Origin of the sequence: Pseudomonas syringae, assembly GCF_002157375.1 — a bacterium.
Lineage (GTDB): Bacteria > Pseudomonadota > Gammaproteobacteria > Pseudomonadales > Pseudomonadaceae > Aquipseudomonas > Aquipseudomonas syringae_T.
The window spans coordinates 1-12103 of sequence record NZ_MTSA01000012.1 but is presented as its reverse complement, the minus strand read 5'-3'; the positions used below and the strand labels follow the sequence as shown (position 1 = coordinate 12103).

The window sequence follows — 12103 nt, the reverse complement described above, 5'->3', positions numbered from 1 at the left end:
GTTCTATTTAGCGCCCATCGCCAGTTTGGCAACCTGTGCGGCAGGCTGGTAGCCCGGAATTACCTGACCGTCCGCCAAAACAATTGCAGGCGTACCGTTCACGCCGATAGACTGGCCGATTTCATATTGCTTGCTGACCGGGTTGTCGCACTTGGCAGCTTTGATGTCCTTGCCGTCGACCATGCGGTCCATTGCGGCCTTGCGGTCCTTTGAACACCAGACGGCCTGCAATTGTTCATCACCTGGCGAACCGAGCCCCTGGCGCGGGAATGCCATGTAACGGACTTCTACGCCCATTTTGTTCAACTGCGCGACTTCTTCATGCAGTTTGTGGCAGTACGGGCAGGTGGTGTCGGTGAACACCGTGATGTGCGACTTGGCTTCGCCGACAGCCGGATAGATCACCATCTCGGAAAGCGGAATGGCATTGATCGTCTTGGAAATGGCCAGACGCTCGGTTTTTTCGGTCAGGTTGACCGGCTTGCCGTTCTGCACCTGAAACAGGTAGCCCTGAACCACGAACTGACCGTCCGCGCTGGCGTACAGCACTCGGCCGCCCTTGAGCTTGACCTCGTAAAGGCCGTTGAGCGGGCTCGGTGAAATGCTCTCGACCGGCAGTTCCAGCTGGAGCGAATCCAGCGTCTTGCGAATAGCCTGATCGGGGGCGGTATCTGCGACGGCGAACATACTGAATGTGCCGGCCAGCATGAAAGCGGCGGCAGCGAAAATCTGGGGCAAACGCATGAAAACTCCTATGACGGCGGACAGGCTGACGGCTGCAAAAAACAGGAGGGTCCGGCCTTGTTCTGCGAAACCGGCAAAGCCTATCACATAAGGCTCGCGGGGCCGACAGGACGTCGTCATTCCGGATGTTTCCCGGATGGATTGCAGGCTTTCAAGTGAAACATGGGTGCCGGTGAGGCACCCAGGCTGTGTATTGCCTATTTCGACGTCTGGAGTAACGGACAGTGTAAGGCCCGTCAGAAATCTACTTCCGAACCGCACCGTTTTCGTCATACCGCTCAATGATGGTCAGCTTCAAGACCTCATCTACCCCGTCACGGTCAGTCATCCAGGCAAACCATGCACCGCTGGGGAAGCTCTCTCGCTTATAGGTTTGCATAGGGTTCTTGCTTGCGCCGGATGTCAGATAAACATAGTGAGCGTCATTGCTTTCTATTGAAAACTCACGACCTTGCTCAGGCACTATCCGAGCCACGTAAGCCAATCCCGAATTGTCTGTTTTAAAGACCCAGCCGCCAGCGTTGACACCGAGATAAACGGGGGATGTTGTTTCAGGCGTTGAAGAAGCGGGCGGTGGAGGAGAACTTTCCGACTCATCAATATTACCGTCGACCGGTGGCCTTGAATCTAGTACCTGCCCTTGGGTCCGCTCAGACACTGGCATCGGGTCATACTCATACTCATGCGTTTTCTCATACACCTGCAATAGAGCCGAAACACCAGGCACCACGCCTCTATTCAGCAAAACGTACTCACCGTCGCTGCCCGCCCTGAAATAAAGCTTCAGAGTATCTTTGGCCAAGGAGTTCGCACAAAGATACTCATGGGCTTCGCTATGCTCACCGTTCTGCTCACCATTCGCTACAACTTTTGAAAAAGCCAGCTTTGTGCCGTCTTTCAACTCCAGCGTCGCGAGAAATGAAAGCTGTTTCTTTTCAACAGGCATATCGATCATCCTTGATAATTGGTTTTAAAACCCTCACGTCAAGAATAGTCAGCCCGCGCCCCGACACTCGCCTTCTACAAGAACGATTTGAAATAATCACCGATGAAACCGCCTCAAACAGGGGCGTGGCTCGATATCATCAACGCCTAACCCCGAGGATGATGCTTCGCGTGCATTTCATGCAGGCGCGCGCGGGCCACATGGGTGTAGATCTGGGTCGTCGACAGGTCGCTGTGGCCGAGGAGCATCTGCACCACGCGCAGGTCGGCACCGTGATTGAGCAAGTGAGTCGCGAACGCGTGGCGCAGGGTGTGCGGTGACAGGGATTTGCCGATACCCGCAACCGTCGCCTGGTGCTTGATACGGTGCCAGAAGGTCTGGCGGGTCATCTGCTCGCCGCGCGTGCTAGGGAACAGCACGTCGCTGGGCCTTCCGCCGAGCAGTTCGTCGCGGGCGCCGCGCATATATCGCTCGACCCAGACGATGGCCTCTTCGCCCATCGGCACCAGCCGCTCCTTGCTGCCTTTGCCCATGACCCGCAGCACGCCTTGGCGCAGGTTGACCTGTTCCAGTGTCAGGCTGATCAGTTCGGTTACTCGCAAACCGCAGGCATACAACACTTCAAGCATCGCCCGATCACGTTGGCCGATGGGCTCACTCAAGTCCGGTGCGGCCAGCAACGCCTCGACGTCGGCTTCAGAGAGTGACTTGGGCAACGGCTTGCCCAGTTGAGGCATGTCGATTTGCAGGGTCGGATCGACTGTAATCAGCTTTTCGCGCAGCAGGTAACGGTAAAAACCGCGTGCGCCGGACAGAAAACGGGCAGTAGAACGCGGCTTGTAGGCGTTTTCGACGCGCCATGCAAGATGATCGAGGATTACGTCGCGCCCGGCACCGGGCAGATCCACGCTGCGTTCCTGCAACCAGCCGTTGAACAGCGCCAGATCGCTGCGATAGGAGTCGCGGGTGTTATCGGACAGGCCCTTTTCGAGCCAGAGCGCATCCAGAAACCGGTCAATCAGCGGATGGTCGACGGCAGCCATTTTTACTCAAACCCTATGTGGAGATGCCGGAGGCAAATCATCAAACAACAGACAGCAAAAAGGCAGCCCTGAGGCTGCCTTTTTTATGCATCGAAAAACTGTATCAGGACAGTTTTTCCTTGATGCGCGCTGCTTTACCGGACAGGTCACGCAGGTAGTACAGTTTGGCCTTGCGAACGTCACCGCGACGTTTCACAGCCATGCTGTCGATTTGCGGGCTGTAAGTCTGGAAAGTACGCTCAACGCCAACACCGTTGGAGATTTTACGAACAGTGAAAGCACTGTTCACGCCACGGTTACGCTTGGCAATGACAACGCCTTCGAATGCTTGCAGACGAGCGCGGTCGCCTTCCTTCACTTTAACCTGAACGACAATGGTGTCGCCCGGTGCAAAGGTAGGGATCTCTTTGGTCATCTGCTCTGCTTCGAGGGCAAGAATGATTTTGTTAGTCATGCTGGTGCTCCTAAGGTAATCCGTCTGGATCGACCATCGATACGTTAACTATCGTCCCGCTCGCGGATGTATTCCGCCAGCAGCTTCTTCTCTTCTCCAGAAAGCGAGCGGCTTTCCAGAAGATCAGCGCGTCGTTCATAGGTCCGCCCAAGGGACTGCTGTAAACGCCAACGCCGGATGTGCGCGTGATTGCCACTTAGCAACACGTCGGGAACACGCTGATCCGCATACACCTCAGGTCGGGTGTAGTGCGGGCAATCCAGCAGACCGTCCGTGAAGGAATCTTCCTCCGCGGAGTCCACATGCCCTAAAGCTCCAGGCAGCAGCCGCGTAACCGCGTCAATCAGGACCATCGCCGGCAGCTCGCCACCGGAAAGAACATAGTCACCAATCGACCACTCTTCATCGACATGAGCATCAATAAAACGCTCGTCAATGCCTTCATAACGACCGGCGATGAGGATAATCGCTTCCTCCTGCGCCAGTTCGCGTACCGCAGACTGATTCAGTTGGCGGCCTTGTGGCGACAGGTAAATCACCTTCGCCGCATCCCCTGCCGCTTGCCTGGCCTGAACCAAGGCATCTTCAAGGGGCTTGATCTTCATCACCATGCCCGGACCACCGCCAAATGGGCGATCATCCACAGTGTGATGGCGATCAGTGGTGTAATCCCGCGGATTCCAACAAGTGAGCTGCAACAGCCCTTGTTTCACCGCACGGCTGGTAATGCCGTATTCGCTGATGGCGGAAAACATCTCGGGAAACAGACTGATGACTTCTATGCGCAGGCTGGCCATGACATTCAGAAGTCCGCGTCCCATTCCACCTTCATCTCGCCAGCGGCCATGTCGACTGCCAACACGCATTGCTCCGTATAGGGCAACAGGCGTTCACGATCATCAAGGCTGCCCGCGCAGGGCTTTACAACCATTACATCGTTTGAACCGGTTTCGAGCAGGTGATCGATTTTCCCGAGCAGTTGCCCGAGTTGGTCGATGACCTTGAGGCCTTCAAGCTGGTACCAGTAGTACTCGCCATCGTCCAGATCAGGGAACAGGTTGCGCGGCACGCAGATTTCGTAACCTGAGAGAAGACGGGCTTCCTCACGATCATCGAGACCCTTGAGCTTTACGACCAGAAACTTGCTCTGCAAGCGTCCACTGACCAGCTCCACCTGTTTCTCAACGCTGCCTTCGCGCCGAAGCGTCAAGGTTTTGTAGTCCAACAGGTTTCCAATCGGATCAGTAAAGGAATAAACCTTCACTTCGCCGCGAACGCCATGAACCGAGTAAATCTTGCCAATGACGATCAGATCGTCGGCAGATGCAGGCGTCGCGTTCATAAGACTCAGGCCGCGGCCTTGGTCTTGTTGTGCTCTTTGAGCAACTGGGCAACGCGCTCGGAAGTTTGTGCGCCCACGCTCAACCAGTAGTTGACGCGTTCTTCGTTAACGGACAAACGGATTTCCTGACCACGGGCAACCGGGTTGAAGAAACCGATCTGTTCCTTGTGGGAACCGTCACGAGCATTACGGCTGTCGGTTACGGTCAAGTGGTAAAACGGGCGCTTTTTGGAGCCGCCAAGGGCAAGACGGATGGTTAGCATTGAACATCGTTCCTGTAGTCGGTGCTGCAAATCTAAGATGCACAGCGGGCATAGGTGCCCGAAAGGCCGCATATTCTAAGGAATATCCGGACTTTTGCAAATGTCTTTTTCCGGCGCCTATCGGCATGCCTTCCAGATTTGCCAAGAAGCTGTCATCACGACAGCGGGTATAAGCCCGCATGACACGGGCTGGCCGGGAGTCTCCCCCCGGATGGGACGCGTGCAAAACCTCTTGCACGCGACACAATTACATTTTCGGCATGCCGCCGCCGGGCAGCATTCCGCCCATGCCGCGCATCATTTTTGCCATTCCGCCCTTGGCGGAGAATTTCTTCATCATCTTCTGCATCTGTTTGTGCTGCTTGATCAGACGCCCGATGTCCTGAACCTGAGTCCCGGAACCCATTGCGATCCGGCGCTTGCGCGAGCCGCTGATCAGCTCGGGGTCACGGCGCTCGGCCGGCGTCATCGAGTTGATGATGGCTTCCATCTGCTTGAACTGCTTCTCTGCCGCGCCCTGGGCATTGCCCATCTGCGACAGATTGACGCCACCGATGCTTGGCAGCTTGTCCATGAGGCCGCCAAGGCCGCCCATGTTCTTCATTTGCTGCAGTTGATCGCGGAAGTCTTCGAGGTCGAAGCCCTTGCCCTTCTTGAGTTTCTTGGCAAGTTTGTCGGCCTTGTCCTTGTCGAGGGTCTGTTCGGCCTGCTCGATCAGGCTGAGCACGTCGCCCATGCCGAGAATCCGCGAAGCGATACGGTCCGGGTGAAACGGCTCCAGCGCCTCGCTCTTCTCACCCATGCCGATGAACTTGATCGGCTTGCCGGTAATGGCGCGCACCGACAGTGCCGCACCGCCACGGGCATCACCGTCGACCTTGGTGAGGATCACGCCGGTCAGCGGCAGTGCGTCGCCGAAGGCCTTGGCCGTGTTGGCCGCATCCTGACCAGTCATGGCATCGACCACGAACAGCGTCTCGGCCGGTTTGACCGCCGCGTGCAGCGCCTGAATCTCGCCCATCATCTCGACATCGATGTGCAAGCGACCGGCGGTATCGACGATGACCACGTCGATGAACTTGAGCTTCGCTTCTTTTATGGCAGCCTGGGCGATCTCGACAGGCTTCTGGCTGATGTCGGAGGCAAAGAAGGTGACACCGATGTCGTTGGCCAGGGTTTCAAGCTGCTTGATGGCGGCAGGACGGTAAACGTCGACCGACACCACCATGACGGTTTTCTTCTTGCGCTCTTTAAGGAAGCGCGCCAGCTTGCCGGCCGTGGTGGTCTTGCCCGCACCTTGCAGACCCGCCATCAGGATCACGGCAGGCGGCGTGACATTGAGCACCAGGTCTTCGTTGGCAGCGCCCATCAGGCTTTCGAGCTCGGCCTGGACGATCTTCACGAACGCCTGGCCCGGCGTCAGGCTGCGCGACACTTCGGTGCCGACGGCGCGTTCCTTGACACTGTTGACGAAGTCTTTGACCACCGGCAAGGCGACGTCGGCTTCAAGCAACGCCATACGCACTTCGCGCAAGGTATCTTTGATATTGTCCTCGTTCAGCTTGGCCTTGCCAGTTACATGGCGCAGCGTCTGCGAGAGGCGGTCAGTCAGATTTTCAAACATGCGCGATCCTTTCAGGCTCTCGTCGAACCCCGGTTGATGCGGCCCGGCCCGTAATGCAGAAATGGCGCTCGGCGAGCCTGCGGCGTGAGCAGGTCGCGGATTATAGCGAAGACTCCGTCGCACGGACACCACGCAGACTGCTTCTGTGGTCTTTCGTGATTTGCCGGTTATATGCCAAACTCAGCGCCTTTCCAGGCCCGTCCATCAGGATCTATGTCCCCTTTGCCACCCAGCCTGCTTCCCAGCCTCGCCGCCGCCGCTCTTTATGCCGCCGCGACCGCCTATCAGGGCGTGCGCCTGAGCCAGACCGCCAGGCCCGACAAACGGCTGCTGTGCCTGCTCGGCACGCTTGCCGTGATCGCGCACGCCTTCGCTCTGTTTTCCCAGCTGACGCACTCCGTCGGCCTTGGCCTGGACTTTTTCAACTCGGCCAGCCTAATCGCCGCGTCGGTGATCGCCGTCACGCTGATCGCCACGTCACGCATACCGGTGGAAAACCTGCTGGTGCTGCTGTTTCCTCTTGGGATGATCACCGTCCTGCTGGCGCAATTCGCGCCCAGCGGCACCGTGCAACCAATCATGGAAGAGCCCGGCATCCTCAGCCACATTCTGCTGTCTCTTCTGGCCTACGGGATGTTCACCATTGCGGTCTTTCAGGCGTTGCTGGTGCTGCTGCAAGACCATCAGCTCAAGCACAAGCACCCGACCGGGCTGATCAGAAACTTTCCGCCGCTGCAAACCATGGAAAGCCTGCTGTTCGGCTTTCTCTGGGCCGGCTGGATACTGCTCTCGCTGTCGCTGCTTTCCGGATGGCTGTTCGTCGAGAACCTGTTCGCGCAGCATCTGGTGCATAAAACCCTGCTGGCCTGCCTGGCCTGGGTGGTGTTCAGCGTGCTGTTGTGGGGGCGTAATCGTCTTGGATGGCGCGGACACAAGGCCATCCGCTGGACACTGGGCGGTTTCTGCCTGCTGATGCTGGCCTATTTCGGCAGCAAGCTGGTACGCGAATTCATTCTGCACATCTGATGGCCTCTGATCATGGATAATTTGCCGCTCGGCCCCCTGCTCGGCGTACTCGCCCTGCTGACTCTCTGGGCCGCCCTGCTGACTGCAGTCGAAGCCGCGCACCATCAGCTCAAGACATTGCGCGCCGCCAGCCGCAAAGATGAAGCCGCGAAGCTTCCCGACCTTGCGTTCAACCTGAACAGCCTGATTCTGTGCAACACCATGATCAAGGTGCTGGTGACCGTCATTGCCACGCTGATCGCTGCCGGCTATTGGTTCTATAACGGGCCGACCGTAGCGTGGCTGGGCACGTTCAGTATCATGCTGGTCTTCGCCGAATACATGCCGCGTCGCCTTGCAAACCGCCATCCGGTTTCGACATTGCTGCTGGGTAATGGCGTCCTGCGAATTCCGATGAAGATCGTCTGGCCGCTGGCGTACGTGTTCAATGTGCTTGCCAAGACCCTCCTGCGCCCGGTGACGTCACGCCATGCGCAACCTGAGCATCAGGCCTTCGATGACGATTCGCACAAAGCCGTTCAACACGTTGTGGTTCAGGAGCATAACCCGCGCATCAACGTGCTCTCAGGCATCCGCGCGCTGGACAGCATCACCGTCAATGACATTCTGATACCCCGCAATGAAGTAGACGGTGTCAATCTGGATGACCCGCTCGAACTGATCATCGAACGCCTGATCATTTCCCGCCACACGCGCCTGCCGGTCTACCACAACGACATCAATCAGGTACAAGGCGTCATCAACACCCGCGATATCAGCCATCTTCTGCCCAAGAGTACGCTGACCAAAGAGCAGTTGCTGGCGGTCTGCTACGAACCCTATTTCGTACCCGAAAGTACACCGCTGCAATTGCAGCTGCTGAATTTTCACAAGCAGCAGCGTCGCTTGGGTGTGGTGGTCGATGAGTACGGCGAAGTGCTGGGCATCGTGACCCTTGAAGACATTCTGGAAGAAATTGTCGGCGAGTTCGAAAGCGAGCAAAGGCTGGACAACCCTCACATCAAGCGCCAGGAAGACGGACGCCTTGAAGTCGAAGGCGCAGCTTCTATTCGTGAACTGAACAAAAGCCTTGGCTGGCACCTGCCGTCCGATGGCCCGAAAACCCTCAACGGGCTGGTCACCGAAGCGCTGGAAACCATTCCGCAAGCTCCGGTGTGCCTGAAGATCGGGCCTTACCGCCTGGAAATACTCGAGACCGAGGATAACCGCGTGACTCGCGTGGCCATGTGGCACAACACGCTGGTGGGCACGTTCAAATAGATTCCATCGCGCCACCGTTGCCTCTCGCCGCATTCGCGTTACTCTGCTCAGCGCTGCACCCACAATCACAATAATCAACGCTTGCCGGGCCACGGCGCAGGCCGACCGGCGAGATGACTGTCAGGGAATCCGCATGACCAGTACTCCGCTCGCTCGCGAAGATAATGACGTGCCCGCCACACCGGCCAACTCCACAAGCCGCGTAGCCACTGCCAGCTTCATCGGCACCGCCATCGAGTTCTACGACTTTTACGTGTACGCCACCGCTGCCGCACTGGTCATTGGTCCGGTGTTTTTCCCGCAGACGTCAGGCACCGCACAAATGCTGTCGTCATTTCTGACCTTCGGCATCGCCTTTCTTGCACGCCCTCTGGGTTCTGCGCTGTTCGGCCACTTCGGTGACCGGGTCGGGCGCAAATCGACACTGGTGGCATCGCTGTTGCTGATGGGGGTCTGCACCACACTGATCGGCGTCTTGCCTGGCTATGCCACTATCGGAGCATGGGCACCGATTCTGCTGTGCGTACTGCGTTTCGGTCAGGGGCTGGGCTTGGGCGGGGAATGGGGCGGCGCGGCTTTGCTGGCGACCGAAAACGCTCCTAAAGGCAAGCGAGCCTGGTTTGGCATGTTTCCGCAACTGGGGCCATCGATCGGCTTTCTGGCGGCCAATGGCCTGTTTCTGGCCTTGGCCATGACGCTGGATGACGAGCAGTTCCGCGCCTGGGGCTGGCGAATTCCGTTTTTGCTCAGCGCCGTGCTGGTGATGGTCGGGCTGTACGTACGCCTGAAACTGGAAGAGACGCCAGTCTTCGCCAAGGCGATGGCACACCATCAACGCTTCAGCCTGCCGATTGTCGAAACCTTCAGTCAGCATTGGAGGCCCATGCTGCTGGGTGCGGCATCCATGGTGGTCTGCTACGCGCTGTTTTATATCTCGACGGTGTTTTCGCTGAGCTATGGCGTCTCCACATTGGGCTATACCCGCGAAACGTTCCTCGGCCTGCTGTGCTTTGCGGTGCTGTTCATGGCGGCAGCGACACCGCTGGCAGCTCTGGCGAGCGACCGCTTCGGGCGCAAGCCGGTGCTGATAGTCGGTGGCGTTCTGGCGATTCTGTCGGGCTTTACGATGGAACCCCTGCTGACCCACGGCAGCACCTGGGCGGTGGCGTTGTTCCTGTGCATCGAGCTGTTTCTGATGGGCATTACCTTTGCCCCGATGGGCGCCCTGCTGCCAGAGCTGTTTCCGACACAGGTTCGCTACACAGGCGCCTCGGCAGCCTACAATCTGGGCGGAATCGTGGGTGCGTCGGTGGCGCCCTTCTTCGCCCAGAAACTGGTGGCGATGGGCGGTTTGAGCTGGGTCGGCGGGTATGTGTCTGCAGCCGCGCTGATCAGCGTGCTGGCGGTGTTGAGCCTGAAGGAAACGAAAGACAGGGAGCTTTGAGGTGCAAGCTGCAAGAAGACGTGCGCGTCCTTTCTTGCAGCTTGCCGCTTACAAACCTACAGCTCGACGTTGACCGCTTGAGCGGCCCGGGTTGCCTTGGCACGCGCAGCGTCGATGGACTCGTCGCGGGCCAGGGCAACGCCCATGCGGCGCTGACCGTTGACTTCCGGCTTGCCGAACAGGCGCAGTGCGGTGTCCGGCTCTGCCAGTGCGGCGCCGAGGTTGGCGAAAGCGGTCTGTGTGGACTGGCCTTCAACCAGGATCACCGCAGAGGCTGACGGGCCGAACTGGCGAATCAACGGGACCGGCAGTCCCAGAATCGCCCGGGCGTGCAAGGCAAACTGGGACAGGTCCTGAGAAATCAGGGTGACCAGACCGGTGTCGTGCGGGCGCGGCGAGACTTCGCTGAACCACACTTGATCGCCTTTGATGAACAGTTCGACGCCGAACATGCCACGACCACCCAATGCCTCGGTCACGGCCTTGGCCACGCGCTCTGACTCTGCCAGGGCCGCAGGGCTCATGACCTGTGGCTGCCAGGATTCCTGATAGTCGCCCTTCTCCTGACGATGGCCAACCGGCGCACAGAACGTGGTGCCACCGGCATGACGCACGGTCAGCAGAGTGATTTCGTAATCGAAGTCGATGAAGCCCTCCACGATGACGCGCCCTTTACCGGCACGTCCGCCTTCCTGTGCGTAATCCCAGGCCTTCTGCACATCATCGGTGCTTTTCAGCAGGCTTTGCCCTTTGCCCGACGAGCTCATGACCGGCTTGACCACACACGGGAAACCCAGGTCTTCGACCGCCTTGCTGTAGGCCTCGAAGGTGTCGGCGAAATGGTACGGCGAGGTCGGCAGTTCCAGTTCTTCCGCCGCCAGACGACGAATGCCTTCGCGGTTCATGGTCAATTGCGCGGCACGTGCAGTCGGGATGACCGTGAAGCCTTCGGCTTCAAGCTCAACCAGTGTGGCGGTGGCAATCGCTTCGATTTCAGGAACAATGAAATGCGGCTTTTCAAGCTCGATAACAGCGCGCAAGGCCGCGCCGTCGAGCATGTTGATCACATGGCTGCGATGAGCGACCTGCATGGCTGGCGCGTTTTCATAACGGTCAACTGCAATCACTTCAACGCCGAGGCGTTGCAGTTCGATCACGACTTCCTTGCCCAGTTCGCCGCTGCCGCAGAACAGTACGCGAGTCGCGGTGGGCGACAGTGGAGTTCCGATTCGAGTCATCTCAGGTCCTCGTGAAGCAGATATCGAGAGCTGCACGCCTCAGGCGAGCAACCGCAGTGAAGAAAGGCGCGCAATTTACCACGAAGCCCGGACAAATGGGGCTCAACCGGGGCAAGCGCTGTTGCGCGCTCGCCAGGCCATGATCAACCAGACCATTGTCACGCCAGCGAACTTGGAGATCAGGGCGGTCAGTATCACGGGTGCGGTCAGGGCATCGATCATGCCGAAAAAGATGAAGGTGTCCAGCGGAATGCTCAGCGCAGAGCTGATCCACAACCGATCACGCAGCGGAAGCCTGGTGATGCTGAAGACCAGCCAGTCAATGCACTCGGACACGGCAAATGCGGTGGCGCTGGCCAGTGCAATCGTGGGATCACTGGTCACGTACGACAGCGACAGCGCCACCAGCATGGCAATGATCGCACCGTGACCGAAGCGAACCTGCACCATGTCGCGCAGCACAAACACCAGCCCGCCCCAGGCCGACCAGATCATGTCCAGATGCGGAGCGCTGGAAAAGGCGAAGTTGATCAGCACGACACTGCCGATGTAAGCGATCAGGAAAAGCATGGAGAGTTTGGGCCTGTGCAAGCGAGCGGCAATGATAGCAAACAAGGACAAGGATCGTGCCAAGACGTGGGCGAAAGCGTTAATCCTGAGGCAGGAAATGCATCGACTGTCACGCCCTCTTCGCGAACAAGTTCGCTCCCACAAAAGCC

General features: G+C 58.3%; 13 protein-coding genes. 3 read left to right on the top strand and 10 right to left on the bottom strand.

The annotated features are described in order from the left end of the window. Nucleotides 1-3: 3 nt before the first annotated feature. The 8 genes from dsbC to ffh form a co-directional block, all read right to left on the bottom strand. Entirely contained in the window at nucleotides 4-744 is a 741-nt protein-coding gene (gene dsbC / locus BW686_RS16075; RefSeq protein WP_084918720.1) for a bifunctional protein-disulfide isomerase/oxidoreductase DsbC, read from the bottom strand. 244 nt (nucleotides 745-988) lie between these two features. Then, nucleotides 989-1690 (bottom strand): hypothetical protein, encoded by a 702-nt coding sequence (locus tag BW686_RS16070; RefSeq protein ID WP_084918579.1) that lies wholly within the window; start codon nucleotides 1688-1690, stop codon nucleotides 989-991. Between the two features lie 146 nt (nucleotides 1691-1836). Beyond that, nucleotides 1837-2733 carry a site-specific tyrosine recombinase XerD gene (gene xerD, locus BW686_RS16065; protein WP_084918578.1) on the bottom strand — a complete coding sequence of 299 codons (897 nt, stop codon included), beginning with the start codon at nucleotides 2731-2733 and terminating at the stop codon, nucleotides 1837-1839. A gap of 103 nt (nucleotides 2734-2836) precedes the next feature. Then, on the bottom strand, nucleotides 2837-3187 hold the full coding sequence (gene rplS, locus BW686_RS16060) for a 50S ribosomal protein L19 (RefSeq protein WP_002552524.1): 351 nt from the start codon (nucleotides 3185-3187) through the stop codon (nucleotides 2837-2839). 44 nt (nucleotides 3188-3231) lie between these two features. Next, the gene (trmD, locus tag BW686_RS16055) at nucleotides 3232-3984 is read right to left on the bottom strand and encodes a tRNA (guanosine(37)-N1)-methyltransferase TrmD (RefSeq protein ID WP_002552523.1); all 753 of its coding nucleotides are present in this window, start codon (nucleotides 3982-3984) and stop codon (nucleotides 3232-3234) included. 5 nt (nucleotides 3985-3989) lie between these two features. Next, nucleotides 3990-4529, bottom strand: a complete 540-nt coding sequence (gene rimM / locus BW686_RS16050) for a ribosome maturation factor RimM (RefSeq protein WP_084918577.1) — start codon at nucleotides 4527-4529, stop codon at nucleotides 3990-3992. A 5-nt stretch (nucleotides 4530-4534) separates the two neighbouring features. Next, entirely contained in the window at nucleotides 4535-4792 is a 258-nt protein-coding gene (rpsP, locus tag BW686_RS16045) for a 30S ribosomal protein S16 (RefSeq protein WP_003377687.1), read from the bottom strand. A gap of 247 nt (nucleotides 4793-5039) precedes the next feature. Next, nucleotides 5040-6416, bottom strand: coding sequence for a signal recognition particle protein (gene ffh / locus BW686_RS16040; RefSeq protein WP_084918576.1), 1377 nt, complete (start codon nucleotides 6414-6416; stop codon nucleotides 5040-5042). Between the two features lie 213 nt (nucleotides 6417-6629). Here ffh and BW686_RS16035 point away from each other — a divergent pair, with 213 nt between their 5' ends. From BW686_RS16035 to BW686_RS16025, 3 genes are all read left to right on the top strand, one after another. Next, nucleotides 6630-7442 carry a cytochrome C assembly family protein gene (locus tag BW686_RS16035; RefSeq protein ID WP_084918575.1) on the top strand — a complete coding sequence of 271 codons (813 nt, stop codon included), beginning with the start codon at nucleotides 6630-6632 and terminating at the stop codon, nucleotides 7440-7442. A 12-nt stretch (nucleotides 7443-7454) separates the two neighbouring features. Next, entirely contained in the window at nucleotides 7455-8702 is a 1248-nt protein-coding gene (locus tag BW686_RS16030; RefSeq protein WP_084918574.1) for a transporter associated domain-containing protein, read from the top strand. 133 nt (nucleotides 8703-8835) lie between these two features. Next, nucleotides 8836-10146: an MFS transporter gene (locus BW686_RS16025; RefSeq protein WP_084918573.1), complete on the top strand. Its 1311-nt coding sequence runs from the start codon at nucleotides 8836-8838 to the stop codon at nucleotides 10144-10146. Nucleotides 10147-10202: 56 nt separating this feature from the next. On the opposite strand, the gene purT is transcribed toward BW686_RS16025, so the two are convergent. Both purT and BW686_RS16015 read right to left on the bottom strand, forming a co-directional pair. After that, on the bottom strand, nucleotides 10203-11384 hold the full coding sequence (purT, locus tag BW686_RS16020; protein ID WP_084918572.1) for a formate-dependent phosphoribosylglycinamide formyltransferase: 1182 nt from the start codon (nucleotides 11382-11384) through the stop codon (nucleotides 10203-10205). Between the two features lie 102 nt (nucleotides 11385-11486). Continuing rightward, nucleotides 11487-11954 carry a preQ0 transporter gene (locus BW686_RS16015; protein ID WP_084918571.1) on the bottom strand — a complete coding sequence of 156 codons (468 nt, stop codon included), beginning with the start codon at nucleotides 11952-11954 and terminating at the stop codon, nucleotides 11487-11489. Nucleotides 11955-12103 lie beyond the last annotated feature (149 nt).

Coding starts and splice junctions, on each gene's coding strand:
- rplS (WP_002552524.1), bottom strand. CDS start 3,187: ATGACTAACAAAATCATTCTTGCCCTCGAAGCAGAGCAGATGACCAAA.
- BW686_RS16070 (WP_084918579.1), bottom strand. CDS start 1,690: ATGCCTGTTGAAAAGAAACAGCTTTCATTTCTCGCGACGCTGGAGTTG.
- trmD (WP_002552523.1), bottom strand. CDS start 3,984: ATGGCCAGCCTGCGCATAGAAGTCATCAGTCTGTTTCCCGAGATGTTT.
- dsbC (WP_084918720.1), bottom strand. CDS start 744: ATGCGTTTGCCCCAGATTTTCGCTGCCGCCGCTTTCATGCTGGCCGGC.
- BW686_RS16015 (WP_084918571.1), bottom strand. CDS start 11,954: ATGCTTTTCCTGATCGCTTACATCGGCAGTGTCGTGCTGATCAACTTC.
- ffh (WP_084918576.1), bottom strand. CDS start 6,416: ATGTTTGAAAATCTGACTGACCGCCTCTCGCAGACGCTGCGCCATGTA.
- BW686_RS16035 (WP_084918575.1), top strand. CDS start 6,630: ATGTCCCCTTTGCCACCCAGCCTGCTTCCCAGCCTCGCCGCCGCCGCT.
- xerD (WP_084918578.1), bottom strand. CDS start 2,733: ATGGCTGCCGTCGACCATCCGCTGATTGACCGGTTTCTGGATGCGCTC.
- BW686_RS16025 (WP_084918573.1), top strand. CDS start 8,836: ATGACCAGTACTCCGCTCGCTCGCGAAGATAATGACGTGCCCGCCACA.
- rimM (WP_084918577.1), bottom strand. CDS start 4,529: ATGAACGCGACGCCTGCATCTGCCGACGATCTGATCGTCATTGGCAAG.
- purT (WP_084918572.1), bottom strand. CDS start 11,384: ATGACTCGAATCGGAACTCCACTGTCGCCCACCGCGACTCGCGTACTG.
- BW686_RS16030 (WP_084918574.1), top strand. CDS start 7,455: ATGGATAATTTGCCGCTCGGCCCCCTGCTCGGCGTACTCGCCCTGCTG.
- rpsP (WP_003377687.1), bottom strand. CDS start 4,792: ATGCTAACCATCCGTCTTGCCCTTGGCGGCTCCAAAAAGCGCCCGTTT.